Genomic DNA, 25796 nt, shown 5'->3' with positions numbered 1-25796 from the left:
GGTTCCCGCTGACCTGACTGCCGTCAGGCAGGTTGGCGCAGAAAATTTGCTGACCTGCCTTCCGCAGGCAGGTTATCGCGGATTAATTCACGACTTAAGACATTAAAGATTCCTGAACTCGTTTTTTGACTTCGTTGAATTTAGGGTATAATTCTGCTTTTTCAGATTCAGAATAAGGAAAAAGGGGAGGGGCGAAGTTGCCTTGGCAAAGACCTTCGAGAGCCATTGCTGCTTTCAATCCTTTCAGATAACTGGAGCGATAGGTGCCATTGGTGTAGAGGTTTTTGCTCAGAAAGAGGATCGTATCTTGGAGTTTCTTGACTGTTTCAGTTTCCTTTTTCTGGAAAGCTTCGTAAAGTGCCACATAGAGTTTTGGGAAAAGATTAGCACCTCCAGTGACTCCACCATGACCTCCCATTTCCAGCGTATTTGCGAGGATTTCCTCTGGTCCTACGAAGATTTTGAAATCTGGCTGATCCCGAAGAGCCTCGCAAAGTCCCTGGAAGTTTTCCGGGTTTCCGGAGCTGTCCTTGATGCCAATGATATTGGGATGCTTGGATAGTTCGACGACTGTTTCTACCTCAATGTTGATCTTGGTATGTGAGGGCATGTCATAGAGGAACATTGGCAATTCCACCATATTTGACAGTTTTTGATAGTAATAGCTCAACTCTTGCTGCCCGATATTCATGTAAAAAGGTGCTGCCGCAACCAATGCATCGGCACCGGATTCTTTGGCGATAGCGGCCAAATCCAAGCTTTCTACAAAGGAACAATCGGTGATCCCCACCAAGATCGGCACTCGCCCGTTCACCTGTCGGCAGGTCAGTCGGATTAAGTCACTTTTTACATCCGAACTCAAGCCTGCGAATTCACCCGTAGTGCCAAGAATAAAAATCCCATGAACTCCTCCGCCGATCAGATGCTCAATGAGTTTTTCCGCATGCGGGACATCCAGCGATAAATCTGAATTTAAAGGCGTGATCATAGGAGGAATAATCCCTTGAAAAGTGTCTATTGGTTTCATGGTTTTAGGTTTTTGTTGAAAAAATCAAAGGCTCAGGTGTACGTACTTGATCTTTTTTCGATTGTAAGTGTAACTGATATGAACTGTGCCGTCAGTCGCTTGAATGATGGCAGGATAGCTGAATTCCCCTTCTTTCTCATCCTCCAATACCAGCACTTCAGTCCAATTGATGCCGTCGGTAGAGCTAAAAAGCGAGAGCTTGTTTCGTCCTTTCTTCAAAGGATTGGCAACCAAGAGATGGGATCCATCTGAAAGAGTGACAGCATCTATTCCGGAGTTGTTATTGTCCATGTTTGTCGCCTCAAGGGTAGTCCAGGTTTTTCCGTTATCGCTAGACCAAGCTGTGGCCACTACCCCTTCTTGGGTGCGGCAAAGGACCTGGATTTTATTGTTTGGGTGAAAAAGGACGGTAGGTTGGATGGCATTGAAAGGGCCTTGCAGTTCTACTTTTTCCCAGTTTTTGAGATCGGGATCGGATAGTTCAATATGTGAAGTCCAGACATGATTGATCTCAAAGCTACTGGGATGCAACAATTGACCGTTTGGGAGTTCGACAGATTTATTTCTTACCGGACCCAAAAATCCCGGAGGCAGTTGGATTTCTTCAGACCATGTTTTTCCTTCATCGCTTGAAATTTTGTAGTGTCCCCACCATTCTCTTGGGTTTGGACCTTCTTTGTAGAAAAGGACGATCGCCCCGTCATTTTTGCGGTGAAGGACCGGATTCCAGGTTGGGTTTCTAAATACCTCATTTTCTATTCCATCTGCAGCCCATTCGGGGGTAGACCATGTTCCATTTTTCCGATGCGAAGTGTAGATAGCTACGTCTGGATGCCGCTCATAGGTGCCTCCAAACCAGGCTGCCATCACGCCATCCTCTGTTTCCAAAAGTGTGGAGGCATGGCAGGAAGGGAATGGGGCCGTTTCGTAGATAAAGCCGGAAGAAAGGATTTTGATGTCTCGATTTTCAGGATTGGAAAAAGAAAACAAGCCCAAAAGGCTCAAAAAAGAGATAAACTGAAGCATAGGTTATTTGAGTTGAGGTGCAAAACGGAAGTTTTAACCTAACAAAAAAGCCGGACTTTTCCTCGAAACTGTCCGGCAGTGACCTGTCTGGCTTTTCACTTTCCTCCAAAAGTGGATTCATTTTGTAATTGAGAAATCTTTAAGAAGACAAGGATCAAAGACGAAGGAGTTTAAACTCGATTTTACTTTAAAGTTTTTTTGATTTGAAAATTGCCATCGCATTCTCAATTTCTTTGATGCTTTCCTTAGACCAAACTGAAATTTTTTTCAAGCCAGCTTGATAAGATCTGCTCTTTCGGTTTAGTGAGGGATTTGGAATCAAGAAATTTTTATCCTCATATTCTTTAACCATCGCCAAAGCTTCCTCCAGTTTTTTCCCCTAAGCAGAACCTGGGTCTAGCTTTTTGTCAAATTGAGAATCAATCTAATCCAAAAGGATTTCGGATTCTGACTCAGTTTTGATATCAGTTAGAATCATGTCAAATTTTTCAGTTTTTAAATAATCAATAGTTCACCTCGACTTCACTTGGTGGCCGAGCGAAGCCGAGGCCATTTTGACATAATGGTGAAGATCTTGCCTATCAGTAAAGTCAAATTTTACCGTTTCCAATTGAAATCCCAAAACTCCAAAAACAACTCCCAATCCTTCCAAGTCAAGTCATGCTTTCCCTCCCGGATGTGGTATCCCACAGACTCCAAATGAACTGGTCCTTCCAGGGCTTCAAATTCTGGTTCAAACACCGCCTTTTTCCCATAAATCTCCGAAGCAACCCGACTTCCCAATTGTATTCCAAGGTATTCTCCCTTGGGATCGGCCCATTGGTCGCCTTTTGCACTGGAATAATAGACTGCTCTCGGGGCAATCAAACCCGGTAGCAGGTGCTGATCAAGTGGCAGTTGTTCCTCCTTTTCATTGTATTTCTGAAAGTTGTCAGCAAACCAATGTGGAAATCGACGATTAATTGCGCCGACGGTTTCTCCATATTTCCGCTTGGACAGTGCTGCTCCTCCACAACCCGATTCATTGGCGTAGGTGAAAGCCCATCGAGGATCGTTGGCAGAAGCCCATAGCGCCGCTTTTCCCGTTCGGGAATGGCCGACGAGAATGGATTTTTTGGAGTCTACTTTAGGATGCTGCTGAAAGTAATCCATTGCCCGCATCGCTCCCCAACCCCAAGCTCCCAATGCTTTTAGCCCGTTTGCTTGGCCAATCTGCTCGGGGTAAAGGGTGGAAATCATGCCATTTTGAAAACTATCAGCAAGATCAGGAGCGACGGTTTCGGCATGAAAAGAAGCCGTGGCAAAACCCTTTTTGATCAATTCAGGAACAGGCCAAAAAGCCTCATCGGCCAATTTTCCATCTGGGTATTTTGGCAAGTAATTAATTAGAAGAATCACAGGAAATGGCCCTTTCCCTGTTTTTGGCAGAAAAAAGTTAATCCGCATCGTATGGCTTTTTCCGTTTCTTTCAACCGTGATATTCACTTCTTCCAAATCCGCGATTTCAGGGTAGGGATTTGCTGTTTCGCTTATTACTTCGAATGAAATCTTGTCAAAATCTTTCGGGATTTGGCCATAGACTTCATCCTGAAAAAGCCTAAAAATCTCAGGTCTCCGAAATTTTTCCCATTCCGATACAGTCTGAATCAGCTTTCCTTTTTCACTTACAAAAGGATCCGAAAGAATCAAATCCGGAACTTTGTTTTCATCGTAGTTGGCAGTGTTTTGCGACATGCTTTTAAGTGGGGAAAGAAGGAGGAAAGCGGAGGCAATCAGGTGTAGCTTCTTCATGATTTGTATCGTAAAAGGTGAAAGGTAAGTGGTGAGTGGTTTTCACCACTTACTTTTTCCGAAAAGATTAATTCGAAGAAGCGGTCGAAGATTTCTTTGACACAAAGGGCTCAAAAGGATACGCTCGAGGTAGTACTTCGATGCCACTGGTCACTTTAAGCGGGCTTGGCCCTGCATAAGTTAACTCCACAAAATAGGCTCTGAAGCCTTGTTCTGGGGTTTTCATCTCCACCGTAAGTTCTCCGTTTTGGGGAAGGCTGATTTCTTCAGAAACCCAATTTGGTCCGAATACATCAATCATGAAGTTCCGCTCCAGCGGATTGCTTGCGGACCAAAGTTTGACTGAGAGGGGTCGGTTTTTGGAATCTGTTTTTACAAGGATCTTATCGCCTTCGATTTTCCATTCATAAGTTGGCCTAGGTGTTTTGTTAAGAATTGATCCATAAAATGAGATTAAATTGGGAAGAGCATCGGAATCACCCACATCGTGCCCTGAGTTGGGGACGTACATCACGTGCTTTTCCCCAGGAAGGGCATCCCAGTAAAACTTCCAGCTGTCAGGTTGGAAAAACTCATCCCCGGCGGCGTTGATTAGCAGTTTGGGCATGTCATATTCAGGCAGAAAAGAATAGGGCTCGGTGATCTCCATCATTCGGTCAAACTCCGGAGTGCCCACCCAATCCATCACTCCCTCTCGCACGTAATCACCCACCGCGGGGGCCCAATAGCCGTAGTTGCGCCAATGATGCTCAAAGGAGGGGGCCAGATTCAACAGATCAATCACTACAGGCACAATCGCTACTACACGGTCATCCACTGCTGCGGTAGTCCAGGTAGTCCAGCCTCGCTTGGATGCGCCACCCACCACAAAACTGTTAAGGTTTTTATTGTATTTGTCTTTGACGACGGCAGTCATGGCATCCATTGCGAGCTTGGCAGCTTTGGTCATCGGGAGTCGGGCCAGCCAAATCGCATCTTCATCTTTGGCACCGCCTTCCAGAAATTTTCTCCAGCCATAGGAAATGATCTCGTCCTCATAGCGCTCCCCAAAAGTGTCGTTTGCAAAGGTGATCGGTTGAAAAGGCACATTGTGAATCTGAGCCACGATCGAATTAGTCTGGGTAGAAGCCGCCAGAATTAAAGGATCTGGTTTTTCGGGCATTTTGGAGTTGGTACTACCGCCTCCGATCCAGAGCATGCCTGTTTCATGTGGTGTATTTTTCGGAATGACTATCGATACCCAATGCCACCATGCTGTCTGGTCGACAATTTCCGGACTCAGCCAATGTTGAGAATACATCTTCAAAACATGAAAATCCACTGTTTCGCCGGGAACAGAATGCACAATTTCGTAGCGGAACGTGGAGTCAGATGCATGCACGTAGTCCTTGAGGAGGGTAGTTGAGGGAGACTCAACTTGAGTTACCTCCTCAGCTGCTTTTTGACAGGAGAAAAATGTGAAAACACAGAAAATCAGAATTCCCCAACTCCAATAGAGGTAGGATTTACTTGGCTTCATAGCTTTTGGGGTTTAGTGTTAGATACCTAAAAGCTATAAAAAATGCGGATTATCACCAATAGGCTAAATAGCCAAATAGGGATGTGCCATTCTCTATCGATCCTGTAGCAGCGAAAAAAGTCGATTAATCAAGGATTGATCCATTGGTTTAGAGAAGAAATCGAGCACTCGATTGTAGTCAAAGGCACGCTCACGGTCAAGTTCACTCACCGAAGAAGTCAGTAGGATGACGGGATATCGCTCCTTGGGGTCCAATTGGCTGAGTCTGTCCAAAAAGTCCCAACCTGAGATCAAGGGCATATTGATATCCAAAAGGATAATTAGATCAAGATCTTTGGCAAGAGACTCCTTGACGAGTTCCAAGGCTTCCTTAGGTTGGTCTTTGATGATAATCTCAGCGAATGCTGTTTCGGGCGAAAATGTCTGAATCACCTTCTTTGTGATCAGAAGGGATATCTTATCATCGTCTACCAACAGAAGGATTTTATCGGACATGACTAAATGTAAGGATTACTTTGGTGCCAAAATCTATCCGGCTCACAAAATTAATTGTACCCTCAAGTGCCTCAGTAAGATGTTTTGCGAGGTAAATACCGAGACCCTTTGAATTTGGCTCAAGTTTTTTTAACTCAAACGAATCAGTGGAATTTACTTTGTTTTTTTTCACATCCATTCCGATACCATTGTCTTGAACTGCCACTACAAGCTTTTCTCCTTTTTGGACTACTTTGATCTGTATGGTTAGTGTCCGTTTAGGTGAACGGAACTTTATGCAATTTGAGAGAAGTTGAATGAGAATCCGTTCCAACACGGGACTGAAGACTTGATCTAAAAGTTCTGGCTCCCCGATGGTAAAGAAATCGGCCCCAATCAGTTCAATTTCATCTTCAAAAAACGCTTTCGAATTGCTGATAATTTTATTCAATGCAATGAATTCCTCTTTAATTTTATTCTTTTCTTTTTGCTTACTGAGGTAATTGATCGCTTGAATTCGTTGGTCAAGTATAGAAATGGCCTCTTTGATGAGTCCAAAGTAGTGCACAATATCTTTGGGGTCATGTGCCAGATCTATCAGATTGGCTAGTCCCTTTAGGTTTGCCACGTGGTTTCGGATATTATGCGAAAGGATGGAGTTGTATTCGATAAGTTGGGTATTCTGTTTGGACACCAGATCTATAAGTTCTTTTAATTCCTCTTTTTTAGATTGAATTTCCGAGATGTCGATTCCCATGGCCAAAACTTCCAATGGATTATTATTTTCATCCATGAGTGCCTTTAAATCCCACTGGGTATAGATGATCTTTTTATCCCAGGTTACTTTTCGAAAGTATACCCTAACATTTGATCCCGGATTATTCACGGCTTTTTGGATTCCCGCATGTAAATGTATGCGGTCTTCTTCCAGGATGTCGTTTATTGGATCATGGCTTTCTTCGGATTGCTCTCCAGGTTTAAAAAAGAAATCTTTATAGTGCTGATTTATATAAATCTGAGAACCGTCTGTACGAGCAATTACCAAAAAGAACGTTTCATTAAACAAGAAGCCGTCCAAGTAATTTTCTTTCCACCAAATATGAGCAAGGAGTTTTTCGACTTGCGATTCAGTTTGTTTTGCCTCCGTGTTGTCCCAGAGGTTTCCCAATAAGAGTATGTCTCCAGTCAGCGATTGTGAAACAATACATTGAATCCGGATGTGTCTCTTTTTTCCGGATTCAAGTAAGATAACGGCATCTTTTTCAAATTTTCCTTTGGTACTGAGGCAAGCCTCGACAATATGTTCTGGGTCACAGGAATCGCACATGTTGAGTTTTCGCACAAACACATCCCAGCTCGGCAAAGTCCCCTCACTTAATTCAAGAAATACTTTAACATTTTCCGACCAGGACATTTCTCGGTCTTTAAGATTGAGAGTCCAGCCTGCTGTCAGTAGCTGTGACTCTTCAGCCTTTAGAAGAGACTGCACTTGGATCAGTTCCTTACCTACTTCGATCAGCGAGGTATTGTCTTTGAAAACGAGATAAATGATCTCTTTTGATTTATGAAGCGAAAAGTGAAAATGCCGCTTTTTATCAAGCTGAAGCATAAATGTTCCTTCTGAATCATTGGATCTGAGGTTTTCTAGTCCTCGACGGACTTGCTCGGCAAATTCGGCCAATTGAGGGTAACGGCTTTTGTCAAATGACTGGCTTTCTCCCAAAAGATCCGAATAACTGAGTTGAAAATCCATGGGCAATTCCAGAATAGCATTATTGCTTTTGTACCAGAACAATGTTTTTGTGTCGAGATTAAGGCACAGTCCGCCTGCTCCGGCTAGTTGAGTGGCCTCCAATACGATCCGATTGATGCTGCGTGAATCTTCTTTTTCCTGTATGATCTGCCGATCTATAAAGTCGCGCTCTAGAATTTGAGTGGTAAGATCACGGATAGATTCCAACAGCTGAAGATTGGCAAAGCTGATTTTGTGGGAGGTGTAATCCATAAGATAAAGTTCTCCCAAATGCTGTTTTTTGTCATTGACCAAATCAATCTTACAACAGCATAGGATCCCCTGATTAAGTAAAGAGGTGAAATGATTCGCCTCTTTGTCAATCTTCCTGAGATCTTCAATAATTGTAATGTTTTTGGAAAAAAGTGAGGCGTGAGTTTTTAATTTTTCTGAAGAAGGGATTTCGGTAGGTTCCAAACCTGATTGGAATAAAAGCTTTCTTTCAGAATCGTGCAAAGCATATAGAAGCAGAATGGATGCATCCAAAGTCTCTGTGATCAGCGTCGAAATGCTCTCCAGCGTTTTCAGACGGACCTGCGGAAGTTTTGTCAGGCTTTTCATGGGTCTATTACCATTTGCTCGTTAGAGAAATTTGGGTTTGAATTCCTAATCGGTATTAAAAAGGTAATAATTTTTTAGTATTCGAATAATTATATTTTACTGGAATTAGTAAAATGAATAGTAAAAAAGTTTAATTAAATATTCTGTAATTATAAATTTTCAATTCAAAAAGCAATTAATCTTGTAAAAGTTACATAAAAGTGCATTTTTTACGTAAATAAACCCTAATTTCTATATGTTTTTTGGATTATAAAGTCCCTACTTTAATGATTTAAATCATGATTTTTAAGGGCTGAATATTTCGTTTCCGACAAAAAATGGTTTTTGAATTGCTCTTTACATAAATAAATCGAATGTAGCCGCTTGAATACCGGCTTCTTTAGTAAGTTGATCATCGCAATGAGAATCCCGATTACAATAGCTGTTTTTCAAAAGCGTTTCGATTTTCTGGCCACATTTAAATAAGCATATTCTGATTATCCGCAATTATGCCAATTGAATCAAATGGCCTCGACTTCGCTCGGCCTCCGGGTTCAGATTTATCAAATGCGGGGAGGAAAATTCGGCGAAGCCGCATTTTCCTCCCCGCCCAACCTTACTATATAGGACGGTCACCGAGCGAAGTCGAGGTGAACAATAGAAAATTTGACTACTGGCTAGAAAGCGGATATTCATAAAGCATATTATCCATTTAGAGCTAATCAATCAGGTATTTTCCTTCCCCAGAAAAATTTCAAGAGAGAATTCAGTGCATTTTCATGAACTATTTAAATGCTTATGCCATCCTAAGACCTTGGAATTTTTTTAAATACCATGATATGCCAAGGATTTTTGAATAGAAAAAAACAAAGCTTACCTAGTGAAAAAGCCATCTCCTGCTGATTTGGAACCGGGTTATTTCCAATTTGATCAGGAATTGAAATGAAACTATTTATGCCAAATCCTTCTCATAGTCGGCTGATTACTAAGAGAATCAATAAGAGTAAGGAAACAAATAATAGGTAAAGGAAATGTGTCAAAAGTGATCGGAGGATATTTTTCAATCGACTTCCATTGGAAAATAACTGCCAAAAAACCCAGAAAAAGTAAGTGATGGATGCGAAAAAGGAAATACTTTCTATAGTAAAGTGATGCACCAAAGCGTAGAGTATTGCAAACAAACAATAGATAATCGCCTGCTGGCCTGTGATATAACAATTGATGACGAGATGCTCGAAGTAGTTTTTGCCAAATCTCCAAAATGCCAAGTAAGTCGACAGAGAGAAAACCGGTAAAAGGAATAATGTGGCGTATGCGTAATTTTTTGATAACCAAATGATTGATTTGGGAAGTTGTTCGGATTTACTGTGTTCGGTTGCGCCATTCATCCAGCCGGTGATGACATCATCCATCCAGGTGGTTTGGTTGGTGATCTGCGCGATCAGAAAATACAGCGTGGACCAGGTCAGAACGTAAGCTACGGGCTTGAAGTGGTTTTTTCGTTTTCCCTCAAGAAATTCGTTGAGGGTATTGCCAGGCCTGAGGAATAATTCCCTCAGGGTGAAAAAGAAACCACGATTGACCTGAAACACCCCTTCTGTGACCTCGTGGATAAAGTTTGGAAAGTTGATTCTGCTTACCTGCGCACTCTGCCCACAGGCGCTGCAGAATTTTCCTCCCAGTGCATCCCCACAATTTTTACAGTTCATTTTACTTTTGAATTAAAGTCTCAGGCAAACCAGTGGCTAAGAGTTTCCTTTTCAGGGGTATATTATGAAAAAATATGCTGATCATGTTGGAAATTATTCTCAATAATTTGGATCTACCTGAACATCTGTTTTTTGAAAATCGTGGAAAAAGTTCCCTGTACAAAGCTTTGGAAGTCCCCAAACACTGAAGTGGGAGATGTATCATGGTTAAAGAAATCGAATCGCGGAAGGACGAAGGAGCTTTTTTTATAAACTTGTCTTTTTCTCCCTAATTTGGAATCACACAAAAAAACTAGCCTTGGGAATAGCCTATTTGTTTGCCGTAGTTCACTTTTTTACCATCATCCTAATGATTCAGGAGCAGGATTGTCAGCTCAGAAAATCCGCAGAGGGAATCGCTGTCTACACCTGTAAGATGGAGGACTCCAAGATCAACTCCATTCAATCCACCTTTACGGTTTCTGCCACTATGGAAGAGCTTTCCAAAGCCTTACTTGATCTGGATGACTTCCCCCTATGGCAATATAAGATCAACAAAACAGAACTGCTGAAGCGGATCTCAAAGGATGAGTTTGTCTATCGCGCCGAACTGGAAACTCCTTGGCCTGTTTCCAACCGGGATTTGATTCTGCATGTGAAGCTATCACCTGGCCCAAAGCAGGGAGAATATTACTTCTCTGCTCTGGGTAGGCCAGATTTCATTCCGCCACGGGAGGGATTTGTCCGAATTCCTTTGAGCGAAGCGCATTGGTACATCACAGCAGTAGATCAGAATACACTGAAAATCAAGCACAGCATTTTAATCGATCCAGGAGGATCCATCCCGGCTTGGCTGATGAATCTCTCCTTGGCGGAAGGCCCTTACCAAACCTTTAAAAATCTTCGGGAGTATTTGGAAAGGGAAAAGTGAAGAGTGGATTTTCTAGCCTGGAATTTTATTAGGCCACTAAGGCATTAAATCATCTAAGAAAACTTCATTTAGGAAATGTGCAATCTTGCAATCTTTCAATTTTCTAATCTTTCAATCTTGAATATCGAATATCGAATCTCGAATATCGAATCCTTAATCTTAATTGCTCAAAAACTGAATTGCCGAAATGAAAACCATGTGGATTACTCCTGAGGGGTTGGAAAAGCTTAAGGCCGAACTGGACCACCTTTGGCGTGTGGAGCGTCCTGAGACCACGCAGAAAGTTGCTTGGGCGGCAAGTTTGGGTGACCGCTCAGAAAATGCCGACTATCATTACAACAAAAAACGCCTCCGGGAAATAGACAAGCGGGTTCATTACTTGCGGAAATGCGTCGATGACCTGAAGGTGATTCCCTATTCACCATTTCAGGAGGGGAAAGTGATGTTTGGAGCTTGGGTTGAGATTCAGAATACCAAAGGAATGAAGATCCGATTCCGAATCGTGGGAGGCGAGGAGATTTTTGAACGCAGAGACTACATCTCGATCGATTCTCCGATGGCTCAGGCGCTTCTGAAAAAGCAGGTAGGCGATGAGGCCCTCGTCCAGACGCCTACCATGCAGGTGCTTTGGAAGGTGGTGAGTATAACGTATGTGAAGTAAAGGGGGAAAGGCTGCTCTGGGGTAGATTTTAAATTCCACTTAGGCAATCACAGATTTGGGTACTGATGGGATCTAGGCTTCTGGATAATAGGTTACCCATTTTCGATAAATGATAAGCTAGAAAAAAGACCAAATCCTCAATTTTCAAAAAGTGAAACCATAAACAGATAATTCGATAACCTGTTTCTGTGAAAAATTATATTGTTTTTTGCCCAACGAGCAGTTTCTTTTTTGAATTAAAATCGATTGCCAGAATAAGTTTAAATCACAAGGTGCTTGCAATCCTCCAGTCAAAAGCTGTTGACTTGGTTGATATCCGACTTTTCAACCTGTACTTTCTTGTTGGAAGCAAGGAAGGATTCCCCCAGTCCAAAGGACCTCGCGGGGATTGATTGGGAAGTGGCTAGCCGGGATTGGTACCGGAAGCAGGGTTATTTCAATTTTGGAGTGTAGTCAAACCGGGCAGAGGCTACATTACAACTCAAATTGCGCCCGAAATTGCCAGAAATTCGTGTTGCCTCTGATAGATTCTTTATCCAATTTACTGCTGCCATAGGAGACCACATAGCGGAAATGCGCATTGGGGTACCAGCTTAAGGCCGCCGTCAAGCGTCCATGCTGTCCCCCGTCTATGGTCGGAAGACTGAAGTCAGAGTGCGTGTACCGAGCACCCACTTCAAAAGCTCCCGGACCTCCGCCTTTTTTCAGTAAAGTGAAATTCCTATTGGGGATCAGCTTCCCCAGATTTCCATTATTGCGGTTGTATTTTCGGCTTTCGCCGGTGATAAACCAGCTTCCGCCGACTTGCCAATAGTTAAGCGTTTGATTTCTGCTGTCACTTCCGTTGATGAAATTGGCCATATACTCCGCTACGAAGCTGAAAGGTCCACTTACTTTGATCGTCTCCAGCATCAGGGTATTCGCCGAGGTAGCCAGTAGGGATTCGGTATTAAGGAAACTTGGTGCAGTATTGACTTCAGGCTTTGCCTTATAGCTCAATTTACCTTCAGTGGCACCGGTGTAACGCCATCCTATGCCCACATGGAGAAGCTCTGAATCGGAGGTGTAAGCAGGCAAGCCGGTGACTCGCAGGACCATCTGAGAGCCATTTTCACGGAAGGATTTTCCCGTTTCCCAGTAATTGTTGAAAAGGCCGACAGTATAAGTGGCCCGCTGCTGCAGAATACTGTTGGAGTATCGGATTCCGATGTTTCGCTGTCGGACAAATGCCGGAACTGCCGTGCCCCGTTCGGTAAAGAACAGCTGTGTACCCGGTGCCACATATTCATGTCCTACACCCTCTTTCTGTTTTCCTATGGTGATCCAACCTCCTTTTTTCCCAAAGGGAATTTCAAAATTCCAGTCAATAAAGCTGAATGATTTGCCATCCTGCGGGGCATCCATACCATTGTAATTGGCACTGACCATGTATCGCCAGGGATGTTTAAAAAACAGGAGATTGCCAGAGACCATAAATCGCTGACCTCTGAATTCGGTACTTGGCCCTATTTCACCTACCTGAGAGATGCTATTGGTATTCTGACTCGCCACATTGTGATCTAAGAGAAATGCGAGTCCAAAATTCAGGTTGAAGAATTTGGTATTGATCTGATTCCACTTTTTGGCCATCACCGGATCAGCTGCTGTAGGGGCCTGATTTCTTTCCACCAAAGTGGTATCATTCAGATTCAAAAAGTCCTGACCATAGCCAGGAGTCAGAAATAAAAATCCCAGAAGGGAAAGCAGCATAAAAACTCGCATAGGCACCTTATTTTGCCTCAATAATACACAAAACGGATTGAAAAACTGAGTGCTTCGCTGAGCGGTTTGGTGGATAATTTTTCACCCGGTCCAAAGTAAAAAAGTTCTCCAAAATACCTTTTTCAAAAGCCAAAAAGCTGGGTGAATTTTAGCAAACTCCCTACTGTGCCAACCAATTTCTAATTGGCGGGACTTTATCCACTCTACCTCCTCAAGGGAATTGCAAATTCGGTAGGATAGAAAGGCGTTATGAAAACGATGCTTAGTCCAGCGTCAAACTACACTCAGTGGGGAAACAAGTAAACTACGCTCAGGGAAGTTTCACCTCTTCAAAATGCAAAAACCGATACTTGCAATTGCTTTGAAGTTCCTCGGGCCGCTGGGTGTAGTTTGCAAAACACCCTAATATTCTTACCAATTTCTAATTGGCAAAATATTTCTTGGATGATCGTTTTCTTGCGAATTACAAATTCGTTTTGATTTACAGGCGTTTTACAAACTACGCCTAGGTCAGCGCTCATTTGGTCACTAAACGAGAAAAGAGTAGACTACGCCTAGAGGGGAGCTAGTCCAACGTCAAACTACGCCCAGGCGGGGGAAACAAGTAAACTACGCTCATGGGAGGCGATTAAGAATTTTGAGGAGGAAATCGCTGTAAATATCATTTCCAACACCTTCACAACCAACGATAGTGCTACAGGATTTATTTACAATCAAAACCCCAACTTCAATCCACTAGATAAAGTAGTTCAGCTTTTTGAAGATTAAGTTGCTTTGATGGAAAGGCTACTCGAATCTGAGAAAGAGAAAGTGGAAATGTTGATGAGGATGGTGGGGAAATAGATAAAAGCCAGAGCTCTTTTGGTTTCTGATCTAGACAAAAAAGAACAACGCTAAGGAAGGGGAATCACCCAGACACAGCTTATGGTCATCGAATTTCGAAATGATTTAACCATTCTTTAGTTGTGATAAAATTCCCCTTTGAATCCCTTTTAAAAAATATTGCATTCTGATTTTTATCAAGTAAAAGGGTGTCTGGAATAAAATTGCTGTCCTCTAATTCTTTACTAAAAATAATCAAGTCACCTTTTATTACATAGTTCCATTTAGTGATTTCGGAATAGCCAAACACCCCACTTTCATGATTTTCAATCACTCCATTTTCTCTAAACATCAACATATTGGAAGATAGGTCATCAATTAAAGTTGCTGTCATCACTTTTTTAGACTTGAATATCTCCGAATGATAAAGATTAAACCAAATCACAAAAAGGATTACAGCTGAGTGTGCAAGCAGCTTAGGTTTACTTGTCTTTCTCCCATTCCAGACTAATGAAATTACGGTGTCAAAAAAAGAAATAACGTAAAGGAGAAGGAAGGGCAATAAAATAAGACCATAAGAAAAAAACCAAAGTATCATTCCACCAAAAAAGTCGGTAATTATCCATCCAATCACCACTGAACATGAAATTATAGCAATTAAGTCGAAAATTATTTTCTTGGTTTTTAATTTCATCGTTCAATTAAAATTGAATTCTTTTAAAAGAAAATTTACTATTTTATCGAATTACAAATTCGTTTGGATATAAAGGCGTATTGCAAACTACGCCTAGGCCAGCGTCAAACTACACTCAGTCGGGGGGGCTAATCAATCCAAGATTCGATGGTTTCCAATTTGTTCCTTTATGTTCTCTTCATGTTGGTGTTGGATGGAAATAAATTCTCCATTTTTCACAGCACTTTTTAAGAATCTCATTAACGCCTCTTCGTCTCTGTATTCAATAGGCGGGTTTTCTTTGATAATGTTTTCAATCGCTTCTTTCAACCGATATGCTTTGATGAGATAGGTGTTTTTTGGGATGTAGCTAATGTCCTTAAAAACACATTCACCAAAAAATACCACAACAGAAAAAATCGGAAGGTTTTGAAATTGAACGGATTGTTTTCTTAACTCCAAAATGTGGTTTTTATTCTGAAGAATGGGATTATAAAACTGGTATTTCTGTTTTCCATACGCTAAAACCTGAGTCCATTTTTGCTGTAACCCTGTCCCAAATAGCCAGCCTTTGTAATTTTTGACTTCAAATACAATCAAGCCAACAGTGGTGGCTAGGACTACATCAATCTGAGAATAATAACCATTTCCTTTACTCAGATATAAATCATGGTAAATTGAATGCGCTGGAAAGCCCATTTTTAAAATATTCAGGACCAATTTCCTCTCGGAGGAGTTGCCTCTATTTGGTTGGGTGACGCTGTAAAGAAGCTTTCTATCGCTCCAATAGAAGTAAATCTTGAATGTGAACCATCCAAGCAAAATTCCAAAAACAATGATTAGCCAATCCATTGAGAGGAGACGGAAGATGAGATCTAAAAACTTTGCTCAAAATAAAAATGGAATTTCAAATTCCCTAGGATAGAAAAATGCGGTTATAAACTTTCAGCTGTGTCAAGTGGGGCCGTTTCCTTCATGTTATTTAAAATAATTTCGAGAGACAAAATGCCGGAATTATTGATTTCAATTAAACTTTCAGATTGGATTATAAATGATGTTTGGTCGATTTCTCCAATTATCGAAGTGCCTTGTGCGGCTGTCAAAATTAAGGTGTCTGATTTAATTTCGTATGTCCCATTTGCAGTTATTTCCCGAGAAGAATTGCCAATTTCCCAAGTTTGATCGGTATAAATTGCCAGCCAAATCCCACCAATAGGAGCTTCTCTGTATGCTGACATAATTAGCTGATCTGCTTTGGGATTCTTGGGGTAAACTTGAAATTCAATCACTGTTATTATTAAAATCAGACCTACTGTAGAAAAAAACACTATCCCAGCTAGTCTGAGTTTGCCGCTTCTCGTCCGCTTGAAAGCACTTAGGAAAAGTAGAATAAAGGTGCTGGTCAATCCAGCCAAACCGATTAAAAGCTTAATTAATCCGGTCAGGAACATGCATTGAAATTGAAGGTTTTACAATGGAATAGATTCATAGCTGAATATACTGAATTGATTTAATTTGGATTCGAGTTCATCTATCGAATTACAAATTAGTTTGGATAGTCGAGCGTTTTGCAAACTACGCTCAGGCCAGGGTTGTCAAATTGTGAAAATCTTCAAAAAAAATAAATGATAGTTCCTCCAGTGACTAAAGTCAAAAATCCATTGACAAACCAAAACCTCCTGACCCAATCTTTAAACAAAAACATATTCAATAGACTGATCAAGAACAACCCACACACCAATGAAATGAGGAGATATGTTCTCAACACAAACTGTGTTTGGGAGCTAGGATGAAAACCATCACTCAGTATTGGAATGAATAACCAGAAAAACACGCAAACCATTACCCATGTACAAAAAAGACCAACAGGATTAAAAATCAGTTTTTTCATAGGTTTGATATGCTGAAACAAAACTCATTTTCTAGAGAATAACAAATTCATTTTGATATAAAGGAGTTTTGCAAACTACGCCTAGGTAAGATAGTTGGATTTAATTTGTATCTAAGTTTTTAAAGGTTTTAGGGATAGGGAAAAATTGATCATCACTTTTCAATTCTTCTATGATTTTTCTTAAAGTCCAAAGACTGTTTTTGTTTGGAATGGAATCGATTATTTCTAAATGACCCCAATCAATTGAATAAGACGCGATTTCACCAAACTCTTTTGAAAAATAAACAACATGATCACAATCGTCACACATTCCCAAGTAACCAAAACTGTAAATCTTATATTCTTTTGAATCAATGTTATATACTCGATAATCAAAATTATTGAATATCTCAATAGAATCTGGTGGAGGTGGAATTTCTTCTCCTAAAATTGGTATTGGATATGTTATATTTTTGAAGCTAATTGTGTTGTTTGTTTCATTTAATTCGTAGTGGTATTTGTTTTGATTTTCAACTACAATTTTTTCTTTATGATCTCCAATTTGAAAATCTAATGTGTCGGTACTCTTAAAGTACGACTTGTTAATTGGATATGATTCATAGAAATAGATTGAGTCTAAAATGTTTTCTGTTTTCCAGATAGAGTCGAGATGTGAAATTCTCTGCCTTTTATATATTCTACTATATTCCGTTTGAATGCTATCACTCTTGAAATAAAGAAAATGCTTGTATGAAGTGAATTCCATTTCTCCCGAATTTTTATTAGAACAACTCAATAAGAAGAGAAGAATTATGTTGATATATCTCATTCGATTTTATAGTTTTTATTTTTTTTACGCGGTCAGGGTAAGAAAAGTATACTACGCTCAGGAGGAGTTTCAAACTCCGCTAAGCCAACATCAAACTCCGCTCGGGCAGGGGCTATCGGGGAATTGATTCGATTGATCATTGTAAATTTTTGTACAATGAGATTTGCCATTTTCTCGAGGAGGAGTTATCGTTTAATTTGGTTTGAAAAAAATCAGGGAGACTAGGTTATTCTTCCTCTTCCCGTTTTTCGTATTTCCATTCCTCTTCTATACTGTCTCGCCATCCCCACCAGCCAAACTGCAAATGATACAATTCATTAATAGTCGAGTCAAGCTTGGTGATTTCTTCTAAGCATACAAGCTTCGCATCTTCAATACTTGGATCCAAAACGCTGTGAAATTGCCAATCTCCATTTTGGTTATGATAAACATACAAAATTGGGTCGCCTGCAAGGACCTGACTCGTAGTATAAACGCCTAAATTTCGTTCTTCATAAAACTTAAAGTCCGTGTTGCGGTCAAGTAGGGGCTGGCTGAATTTCCAATTAGAATTAAAGTCTTGATCCCAAGGAAATCGCTGTTGCTTATCTGGCCATACTAGTTGCAATAATGGAAAGTCAAAAGTATTTCCATAAAACCAGCCTCCATAACCAACATAGTTTGGGTAGAAATCTTTGTCAACTGGAATAAATTGAATTTGATACCCTTCTAAAAACTCTGAATAAAGTCGGTTTGTGGTAAGAGTCTCACCACTTTTGATAAGATCGCAAGCGATGTTTAAGATAGATGCCATCACATCGGTCTTGAGGCCAAAGCAAATAAGTTCAGGATGACCAAATTTTTTAAACAGTCCTATGGAATAAACGAATGCCGGTAAATAACTGTCAGCTTCCAGTAAAGCCAAATGGCAACCATATCTCTCAATGTTCTCGAGAATAGCTTGTTTGGATTCTAAATCGTGCTGGCTGTGGTCGTTTGTCATGGCAGAAAAATTAGAGGTTGAAATGCAAAAGGCATGTTTTGGAATTGAGGATGGAAGGAGACTAATGGAAGAAAAAACTAGTTCCTGCTACAGAAGTCACGATACTCAACAAAAATGTAAAAATCACAATTCTCAAAATTCTTACTTTTTCGTGTGGAGGTTTAAACCTATTCAAAAGTAAATTTCCTACAGCTAAGATAATACAACCGAAAATTCCAATAATGACACCTGCAAAGAACCGATTAAAAAAAGCTTCTGGCAATTTTTCAAGTAGATCATTAAAGTTCTCTTGGCTACCCAAGAAAAACAATCCTGTCACAAACAATATACAAGCTTGAGAAATTCCAACCGTAAGTACATTGAATAGCTTCGTTATGATTACTATCGATTTCATTAAAATATTTTATGATTATCCGCAAAGATGCCACTAGGCAAATTTAATTAGGAGATATAAAGGTCAATGTTTGGTAGCCTAAGATCCGAAGGATCGTAACAATTCATACCTGTCCGCCGAGGCGGAACCCCCGGTGTAGCCGGGGGCAAAGTCAAGATATTAGAAAAGGAGCCCTGAAAGGGTGACACGTTGAAGTTTCACCCTTTCAGGGCTCAAAGGAAGGAAATTATCAATAACTACCCTGCACTCCGTACAGGGTCATGAATGGTTTGGCTCCTTCGGAGCTAATTAAGAAGGCTATTTGAGATTTTGTAAAAATTTCGACTTCATAAATCTTATTCTGCTTTCACTTTAGTGCTGGTGCAATTGCGGATATACATGAAATATTTAAAGTAATGCTCAACTAAAATTCAGATTCTACAAGCTGGATTACAAATTCGTTTGGATATAAAGGCGTTTTGCAAACTACGCCTAGGCCAGCGTCAACCTACACCCAGATGGGGGCACGCTTGTAGGGAGGGTAAACTGCGCTCAGTCCAAAGCCAACTTATATCGAGCTAGGGTATTGACCTGTAAATTTGATAGAGTTCAATAATAAATCACACTCTCCCCAAATACACCGAATCAGAAAGCGTATAGCTCTTCTTTTTGAAATTCATCTGACTGAAAGCAAGATAGACATGCCAGGATTTCTCGGATTCCTCGGAATCCAAATCGATCACCGCCAACCCGCCATTCCTGCGGAATTTATTCTTAGGCCAGATGTATTTTTCCTCCTCCGGGCAATAGCACAGGATAAAGGTTTCATCACTTCGCTGTGCTTTTCCTTCTGATGAATTATCCGACCAAGTGATTTCAAGCGTATTCCCATTTTTTGTCACTTGGGGGTTCTCAGGCCCAAGCAGATTTCCCTTACTGACCCGTAGGAATGCCGGATCGATTTTAGACTCCCGGGTATGATTATATCCTTTTGTATTGATCTCGGAATAGGCGCAGTGCATTCCCTTTTTGCTTTGTGTCAGGAATTCCTGAAAGCCAAAATCCAGCGCCTGTTTGATGGGTTTGAGGAAAGCGTTGATGGTTTTGAGTTTTTCCCGCTGGATAAGTTGAAGCGGACTTGGATTGTTTTTGTTTTTGTGGTTTGAACCGGGTTTGCTGCGTACTACCGTTTTGCCGTTGAGCGTGTAGAAGACCAATGTTCCGATTTTCCCCTTGGGAAAGATGATGTTAGAGTTGGGTAAAGTTGCCATGACTTTTTGTTTACAGGTTTACAATATGCCTACCCGCCTGTACCAGAAACCCATTTTGGAACATTCCGCGAAAAGTCCCAAGACGATTAAACCACGGAAAACCCGAGTGTTCGCTCTCAATATTTCCGCATATCGTGCTAAATATCCCCGGCAGGATTGTAGGCTGAAATTCAGTGTATTAACCTAATAGAAAAGCAAGAGAAATCAAAATTGCCGGCAATATATTTGTTAGTGTTTACATTATAATCAAATAGGGTTGATTTAGGTCAATAGGCTATAATAAAACTATTTATATCATATATAAAGGCTAAACATACCCTAAATAAACCTGTAGAAATTAAAACCTTTTTTAGGCATTTGCCGGCAATGGGGTATGCCTCTCAACGGTGATTCCAAGTGATCGGAAAAATGCGGGAGGATTCTTTCAGTTACTTGGTTGATCTTTCCAAGTATGCCGTTTTTTCATGGATTTACGCCTAGACGGGAAGATAGAATCGCCAATCAGAAAAGGCTTCTTTGTGCATCAGGGAGGAAGGGTATATGGATCGAATGTTTCAATATCCTCTGCTCGGGGTAGGCGATTTGTGGTTTGGACTGGGGTCTACAAAATCCATTGAATTGGTTAGAGCAATTGACTATGAACTAACATAGCCCACCGTTTAAACGGTGGGCTATGGGTCGAATCGGTTGGGTAAATAATGGCTTTAGCCATTTGGTAGGTTCGAATTGCAAATTCATTTGGATACACAGGCAAGATCGAGCGTCAAAGATGCTTCGATGAAGCTTTTTAGCGAGAGGTCAGCTTGCAAGGAGGGTAAACTACGCCAAGGCTGGTGTTAAACTACACCGAAGCACAGGAATAAAATATGCCATTTCAAGAATAAGCTATTCCTCTTTGGAATAGCTTAGCAGTCATGGACTTGCAAATTTTGGAGAACCAGGTGGGCGGTGGCCTGCTAGGTTTCACCAAAATATTATCCTATGAGTCCTTATGAAATTTTAAGCGCTGAAGCTTACAATAATCCCTTGGGGGAAATCACTCGGCTCTTTACAGAGGTAATGGATCTGCCAGGTTGGCGTGCGGAATTACGCAAACTCGAAAATGGCTTGCACCGCACAAAGGAAACCTGGATGGGACAAAATAGCAAAGACCATGATCGCATTATGCGTGAACTGGAGCGGATGCTGGCGGCTGCTAGGAAGATTTCCGATTACCATGTGGATTTTTATAAAATCAAGAAGGTAAAGGTTAAGAATTTAGTGCCTCCTGCTGTTGGAGTTGAAGACTCTAAATATAATTATACAGCGCTTCCTATTTTTTTGAGATCAAAAGCTCTGGTGAATCCAGTGCTCGAACTTTACTTTATCTATGAGACCAACTGTTTTGAAAATTGGATTCATTTAATACGCCAATGGTCTAGTATCAGCTTGTCTGAATTGAACATAGATGATCAAACTGCTCTAAGCTTTGTTCCGGAATTATATGACAGAACTGAGTTTATTACACTTTATCAATTAGTCGAATTGTGTCATCTGCTTTTTGTAAGGTATTTCAAATATTCCCCAGAATCTTTGGAAAAATGGGAAGGGAAAAATTGGGATAAGATATGGACTGCTAGTTTTTCTCATATCAAATTTCTGTTTAGTTATTTCGATATTAAATTCTTCAGAGAACTTTTGGAGACGATTCGATCAGGTTATTATGACAAAAACCCGGTTTGGTTTGGGAAAAATCCGAGTGATTTTATTCGAAATGTAGAGTATCTCAAACAGCTCGTGACCCACTCCGAAGTATTGACCAATTATTATTCAGATGATCAAGCTGATGTGTTTTTGGAGGTCCAACTTTTTCATGTAGTGAATCAAGATGTTGCCAACAAGATCGGAGCTTATCATCCTGATTTGCCTAAGCAATTTCCGATTTACCTAAATGAAGAGGAAATACATAGTCCTCTGTTTTTTTTGGAGTCATTTTTCAAAGAATCAAGTAAAACGGAATGGTGCAGCTTCCTCGATCAATGTTTGTTAGAATGCATGGATCACTTCAGTTCAATGGAGCACCATTTTTCAATCAAGACCCAGAGTAAAGTCAATGAACTTATCAAAATGGTGGAAGCATGCCATTTGATCCTATTGAGGTTGGATCCCGATAAAAAAGCCGAAAATCTTACTGCAAACCCAAAATCACAAACAAATGAACACTGAAGAACTGATAGTTGAATTGATCATTCAGGACCTGAGATTCTTTCAGATTTCTTTGAAAATCAGGGCTGCAAGAGAAATGGAATTTTGCCGTTTTGAAATCCTTCAATTGATTATAAAGGCATGGGGTAAGAGTGATGAGATCGATTATTTTGATCTTGGGGATACTTACATGGAGTATATGAAAGAAGTTAAATTCCAGCCTTTCTCATACTACGGTGAGTTTTTGAAACCATTGGCTCTAAAATGCTACAAGGGATTAATCAACAGAATTAAGGAACTGGAGGCAAATCCATCTTTGAAATATGGAGAAACGGGAGGATTTAATCGGATGGAAAAATGAAAACTCTTCATCCCTTCCCAGATCTGTTTTCGGATTCCCAAAACAAGGAGAAGTGTAAACTCTTACTCTGGAATCTGCTCAAAGCCTGGATTGCCGATCCACAAATGGCCCAGAATCCTGTCCAATTGAAAGAAATGCTTGCCTTCTACGAAGACCTGAAGCAGCTATTGGAGTTGGTATATGCCCCTGAGCCCGAACCCGCAGCGGAATCCGAACCTATTCCGGAATTGGTCAATACTTCAGAAAGCTATTTCCTTCAAATGATCGAGGCTTTGAAGATCCTGGTTGATCCTGAGATGATCTTCCTTTTTGATTTGCCCAATCTTAGCCATGCTGATATTACTCACCGGAGAGAAGTGTATGTGGTACTCCGGCATCAGGAATTGGATGCCTACCATAATACACAAGGCCTGTTTAGCTTCCTGGCTCTTGGCAAGCAGGAGATCGCGATTCATGCGGTCAACCGAAATGTACTTATTCGGGATTTGGGTAAGGGCAATCTGTTTTTTCATTATCATTTCAGGCAGCTTCAGCTGATCTACAGAAAATCAGGAGTCAAGGACCTGAAAGAAATCCCGTCCGAACGACTTCAGGAACGAATGCTCCAACTCCGGTCCAGCCTTGAAAAGAACTGGGAACGAGCAGATCAGTTCTGGAAGCATGCCCTCGATGAGCAGGAAAATCAGCAATGGGACGTATCCCTGTTTTTCCTCCATCAGGCACTGGAACTCCGGCTGAGGGGACTCAAACTTGCATGGGAGAAGCGCGAACTCAAAAGCCATGAAACCCGAGTCCTGCTTAGAGAATGCTACCAGTTTATCCCAGAGCTGGCTTCTGTGTTTCCTCAGGATACAGAGAAGGAGATCAATCTTCTGCAAACTTTGGAGGATGCCTATTGCAAAGTTCGGTACAAAACAGAATTCCCGGTGGAAGAGGCGGTATCTAGAACTCTTTCAAAACGGGTAGCTGAGGTTCGGAGGCTGTGTGATAGGCATTTTGAATACTATTTCATTCCACTTAACTCATAACCCATGAAAACTGAACTGAACATCTCTGTTGAAGAACTGATTGAAGAACTGATAATCGCTGATATGAAGCATTCTCAGTTGACAGATGGATTAGAGGCTTTGGATTTAAGCACAGAAAATCATTACCTGGGACTCTATGATCTGCTGCTCAGAATATTTGACGTAGAAAAATGTGATGGAGTGGATGGTTTTACAAACTGCTACCTGAGCTATATGCACAAGGCAAGTGATTATTCCATCACGCATTTGGGGGAGGAGCTTCGCCCGCTGGCCAAGGAATGCTATCAAGCTTTGGTGGTGCTTGCTAAGGAATTAAAGGAGGGAACATATGAATAGGGAATTGCTTATTGAGGAACTGATCATGCAGGACCTTCGGCACATGCAGCTGATCTATGGATTGGAATCGATCGGTTTTACAGAGGAAGGGTATCACGATTTGGAGATTTCCTACATTATTGCGGAGTTGATGGGGATGAGAGGGGAAGAATCGATCGATCCGTTTTTTAGTTTGTATTGGGATCAAATAGAGAAATGTAAGGAGCTTGAAATGCCCATGAAAATGGCTTCTCACACAGGGAAATGATTAATCAGGGCATTCCATGTGGCCAATGAAAATCAAATTATAAACACATGAAATGACCTACGACCGGGAAAATCTGCGTCCTCTGGCTAAGGAAAGTTATCTCAAATTGAAGGAACTGGGGGGAAGCTCGGTAGATCCGGAAAACTTGCAAAGCCCAAAATGAATTGCGAAATAGAATGATGCTTTTAAAATCACAATATTACTGTGCCTTTAGATTAATTTGACTCATGATTATCAAGATTACCATAAAGAAAGATTCCAAAGCTGCCGAAGCCGTCAAGGCTTTGGTAAGCCAAAAGGGAGAATTGCGTAAGGCGGTAGAGAACAGAACGGTCGAAGAGTACCTCAAGAAAAACGATATCCGATTTGCTAAACCCGTATAGCATAAATTTTAAAGATGGGACTCTATCACTTTACCGCTTATCGGGATTTTTTTTCATCAGGATTTAAATTCCCAGCTTATCCGAGCTGATTGATTTCTTCCAGAAAAAATTGCCCCATTTCCTCAGGGCTAACAGTATAACGGGGTGAAAGTTGAGGAAAGCCGGAATCTTTATTCATTTCATTCCAGACCAAAAGTCTCTTGATAATCATGGTTTTTTTCAGTCTTGGCTGGTATTGAACGGCAGCGCTGATCAATTCATCCAAATTCATATGCTTTTCAGACAAAAGCACGAAAAGGTCATAATAATCCCGATAGGTTATTCTTTCAAATAAGGTTTTGACCTTCATGCTTCCATGAAGTGATAGCGGGATCCCGAGGATATTACAAGAATAGATTATGGGAGTAAATGGAGGACAAACCAATCCCACCTCATTAAAAAATGTTAGTTTGACTCCTTCGATTCTGAAATCAACCTGATCAAAACTGAGATGATTGGTAAGTGACATTTTCAAAATTATTCTTCAGCTCAGCTTCGATCTCTTTTACTGAAATGGCATGGGTTGCACTAGTAGTGGGCACCCATCTGCAAAAGTCCAGATCTTCGCTCAGTCGATGATTAATTTGAAGGGCAATTCCTGTACCCCCAACCAAAACAAATCCTTTTATAGATTCGAGATTTGAGACTTTGTCGAAGACATTTAGGGTATTAGGTGCTAAACCTTGCATAGAGATTGTCCCTTTGGTATGATTTTTCAATATACTTTTCGGGTTGGGCGATACTGAAAAAATCTTTTGCAAGCATTCTGTTCAGAAAATCAAGTCTGGGGCCCTGGATGATCAATCTGCTTTCCCAGACATTTTTGATATGGCTTGGTTTGTACAGACTAAAAAGTCTCCTTCTTAATGCATCGTTTCCATGGATTAAAACTGCTTCAATCAATAGGTCATCAGGTATTTTCTTTACCGAATCCGGATTAGAAAATGACCAAAACGCCAGTGGAGCAATGACACGACCCAGTGCAATTCTTGATTTTTCGATATGTTCAGAAGAATAGTCCATCTTTCTTATTCGGTTCAAATATAAGGATTTACAAATAAAAATAGTTTCAGGGATTTTAGACATTTTAAACAGGAATAGATCAGAAGGGGGGTACCAAGAATGGAGTATTTTTGGTTAAAGATAGTTCGACACCCTTCGGGCCTGCCTTTGCAGGCCATAGCCGTC

26 protein-coding genes are annotated in these 25796 nt (G+C 40.9%); 8 read left to right on the top strand and 18 right to left on the bottom strand.

What is annotated here, in order from left to right; all coding sequences use genetic code 11:
* Positions 1-94: 94 nt before the first annotated feature.
* The 7 genes from DK188_RS18475 to DK188_RS18445 all read right to left on the bottom strand — a co-directional run bounded on the left by DK188_RS18475 (position 95) and on the right by DK188_RS18445 (position 9878).
* Positions 95-1027, bottom strand: a complete 933-nt coding sequence (locus DK188_RS18475; RefSeq protein WP_111672337.1) for a dihydrodipicolinate synthase family protein — start codon at positions 1025-1027, stop codon at positions 95-97.
* A gap of 24 nt (positions 1028-1051) precedes the next feature.
* Positions 1052-2053 carry a sialidase family protein gene (locus DK188_RS18470; protein WP_111672336.1) on the bottom strand — a complete coding sequence of 334 codons (1002 nt, stop codon included), beginning with the start codon at positions 2051-2053 and terminating at the stop codon, positions 1052-1054.
* 597 nt (positions 2054-2650) lie between these two features.
* Positions 2651-3844, bottom strand: coding sequence for a glucuronyl esterase domain-containing protein (locus DK188_RS18465; RefSeq protein WP_111672335.1), 1194 nt, complete (start codon positions 3842-3844; stop codon positions 2651-2653).
* A gap of 67 nt (positions 3845-3911) precedes the next feature.
* Positions 3912-5363: a PhoPQ-activated pathogenicity-related family protein gene (locus tag DK188_RS18460; RefSeq protein ID WP_111672334.1), complete on the bottom strand. Its 1452-nt coding sequence runs from the start codon at positions 5361-5363 to the stop codon at positions 3912-3914.
* Positions 5364-5456: 93 nt separating this feature from the next.
* The gene (locus DK188_RS18455; protein WP_111672333.1) at positions 5457-5858 is read right to left on the bottom strand and encodes a response regulator; all 402 of its coding nucleotides are present in this window, start codon (positions 5856-5858) and stop codon (positions 5457-5459) included.
* Positions 5848-8190 (bottom strand): PAS domain-containing sensor histidine kinase, encoded by a 2343-nt coding sequence (locus tag DK188_RS18450; RefSeq protein ID WP_111672332.1) that lies wholly within the window; start codon positions 8188-8190, stop codon positions 5848-5850. Before DK188_RS18450 ends, DK188_RS18455 begins: the two co-directional genes overlap by 11 nt.
* A gap of 947 nt (positions 8191-9137) precedes the next feature.
* Positions 9138-9878, bottom strand: a complete 741-nt coding sequence (locus DK188_RS18445) for a DUF3667 domain-containing protein (RefSeq protein ID WP_111672331.1) — start codon at positions 9876-9878, stop codon at positions 9138-9140.
* A 298-nt stretch (positions 9879-10176) separates the two neighbouring features.
* On the opposite strand from DK188_RS18445, the gene DK188_RS18440 reads away from it, so the two are divergent.
* Complete coding sequence (locus DK188_RS18440) at positions 10177-10788, top strand: START domain-containing protein (RefSeq protein WP_111672330.1); 612 nt, start codon at positions 10177-10179, stop codon at positions 10786-10788.
* Positions 10789-10975: 187 nt separating this feature from the next.
* Entirely contained in the window at positions 10976-11449 is a 474-nt protein-coding gene (gene greB, locus DK188_RS18435; RefSeq protein WP_111672329.1) for a transcription elongation factor GreB, read from the top strand.
* Between the two features lie 474 nt (positions 11450-11923).
* Here the strand turns inward: greB and DK188_RS18430 are convergent, their stop codons facing one another.
* The 8 genes from DK188_RS18430 to DK188_RS18385 all read right to left on the bottom strand — a co-directional run bounded on the left by DK188_RS18430 (position 11924) and on the right by DK188_RS18385 (position 20030).
* Positions 11924-13210, bottom strand: a complete 1287-nt coding sequence (locus tag DK188_RS18430) for an OprO/OprP family phosphate-selective porin (protein WP_111672328.1) — start codon at positions 13208-13210, stop codon at positions 11924-11926.
* Between the two features lie 928 nt (positions 13211-14138).
* On the bottom strand, positions 14139-14726 hold the full coding sequence (locus DK188_RS18420; protein WP_111672326.1) for a hypothetical protein: 588 nt from the start codon (positions 14724-14726) through the stop codon (positions 14139-14141).
* A 132-nt stretch (positions 14727-14858) separates the two neighbouring features.
* Positions 14859-15557, bottom strand: coding sequence for a nuclease-related domain-containing protein (locus DK188_RS18415; protein ID WP_111672325.1), 699 nt, complete (start codon positions 15555-15557; stop codon positions 14859-14861).
* 83 nt (positions 15558-15640) lie between these two features.
* On the bottom strand, positions 15641-15943 hold the full coding sequence (locus tag DK188_RS21530) for a hypothetical protein (protein ID WP_157963281.1): 303 nt from the start codon (positions 15941-15943) through the stop codon (positions 15641-15643).
* Between the two features lie 753 nt (positions 15944-16696).
* Positions 16697-17404 (bottom strand): hypothetical protein, encoded by a 708-nt coding sequence (locus DK188_RS18400; RefSeq protein ID WP_157963280.1) that lies wholly within the window; start codon positions 17402-17404, stop codon positions 16697-16699.
* A 226-nt stretch (positions 17405-17630) separates the two neighbouring features.
* A complete protein-coding gene (locus DK188_RS18395) occupies positions 17631-18386 on the bottom strand; it encodes a DUF4262 domain-containing protein (protein ID WP_111672321.1) in 756 nt (251 codons plus the stop codon).
* Between the two features lie 61 nt (positions 18387-18447).
* Complete coding sequence (locus DK188_RS18390; RefSeq protein WP_111672320.1) at positions 18448-18780, bottom strand: hypothetical protein; 333 nt, start codon at positions 18778-18780, stop codon at positions 18448-18450.
* Between the two features lie 599 nt (positions 18781-19379).
* Positions 19380-20030 (bottom strand): DUF6266 family protein, encoded by a 651-nt coding sequence (locus tag DK188_RS18385; RefSeq protein ID WP_111672319.1) that lies wholly within the window; start codon positions 20028-20030, stop codon positions 19380-19382.
* A 981-nt stretch (positions 20031-21011) separates the two neighbouring features.
* Here DK188_RS18385 and DK188_RS18380 point away from each other — a divergent pair.
* The 6 genes from DK188_RS18380 (at position 21012) to DK188_RS21525 (ending at position 24569) form a co-directional block, all read left to right on the top strand.
* Entirely contained in the window at positions 21012-22235 is a 1224-nt protein-coding gene (locus tag DK188_RS18380) for a hypothetical protein (protein WP_111672318.1), read from the top strand.
* Positions 22225-22575, top strand: a complete 351-nt coding sequence (locus DK188_RS18375) for a hypothetical protein (RefSeq protein WP_111672317.1) — start codon at positions 22225-22227, stop codon at positions 22573-22575. The genes DK188_RS18380 and DK188_RS18375 overlap by 11 nt, the downstream gene beginning before the upstream one ends.
* Positions 22572-23603: a HEPN domain-containing protein gene (locus tag DK188_RS18370; RefSeq protein ID WP_111672316.1), complete on the top strand. Its 1032-nt coding sequence runs from the start codon at positions 22572-22574 to the stop codon at positions 23601-23603. The genes DK188_RS18375 and DK188_RS18370 overlap by 4 nt, the downstream gene beginning before the upstream one ends.
* Before the next feature lie 3 nt (positions 23604-23606).
* Positions 23607-23939, top strand: a complete 333-nt coding sequence (locus tag DK188_RS18365) for a hypothetical protein (protein WP_111672315.1) — start codon at positions 23607-23609, stop codon at positions 23937-23939.
* Positions 23932-24186 (top strand): hypothetical protein, encoded by a 255-nt coding sequence (locus DK188_RS18360; RefSeq protein WP_111672314.1) that lies wholly within the window; start codon positions 23932-23934, stop codon positions 24184-24186. The genes DK188_RS18365 and DK188_RS18360 overlap by 8 nt, the downstream gene beginning before the upstream one ends.
* 227 nt (positions 24187-24413) lie before the next feature.
* Positions 24414-24569 (top strand): hypothetical protein, encoded by a 156-nt coding sequence (locus DK188_RS21525; protein ID WP_157963279.1) that lies wholly within the window; start codon positions 24414-24416, stop codon positions 24567-24569.
* Positions 24570-24645: 76 nt separating this feature from the next.
* Here DK188_RS21525 and DK188_RS18355 read toward each other — a convergent pair whose 3' ends face one another.
* From DK188_RS18355 to DK188_RS18345, 3 genes are read right to left on the bottom strand one after another with little or no spacing between them, the layout of a single operon-like run.
* Positions 24646-25077 carry a hypothetical protein gene (locus tag DK188_RS18355; RefSeq protein WP_111672313.1) on the bottom strand — a complete coding sequence of 144 codons (432 nt, stop codon included), beginning with the start codon at positions 25075-25077 and terminating at the stop codon, positions 24646-24648.
* Entirely contained in the window at positions 25049-25297 is a 249-nt protein-coding gene (locus tag DK188_RS21785) for a nucleotidyl transferase AbiEii/AbiGii toxin family protein (protein WP_111672312.1), read from the bottom strand. The genes DK188_RS18355 and DK188_RS21785 overlap by 29 nt, the downstream gene beginning before the upstream one ends.
* On the bottom strand, positions 25278-25649 hold the full coding sequence (locus DK188_RS18345; RefSeq protein ID WP_157963278.1) for a hypothetical protein: 372 nt from the start codon (positions 25647-25649) through the stop codon (positions 25278-25280). The genes DK188_RS21785 and DK188_RS18345 overlap by 20 nt, the downstream gene beginning before the upstream one ends.
* Positions 25650-25796: the final 147 nt, after the last annotated feature.

The organism is Algoriphagus litoralis, assembly GCF_003259255.1.
GTDB lineage: Bacteria > Bacteroidota > Bacteroidia > Cytophagales > Cyclobacteriaceae > Algoriphagus > Algoriphagus litoralis.
Note: the sequence above shows the minus strand (reverse complement) of the source record. Positions and strands in the feature narration are given on the sequence as shown.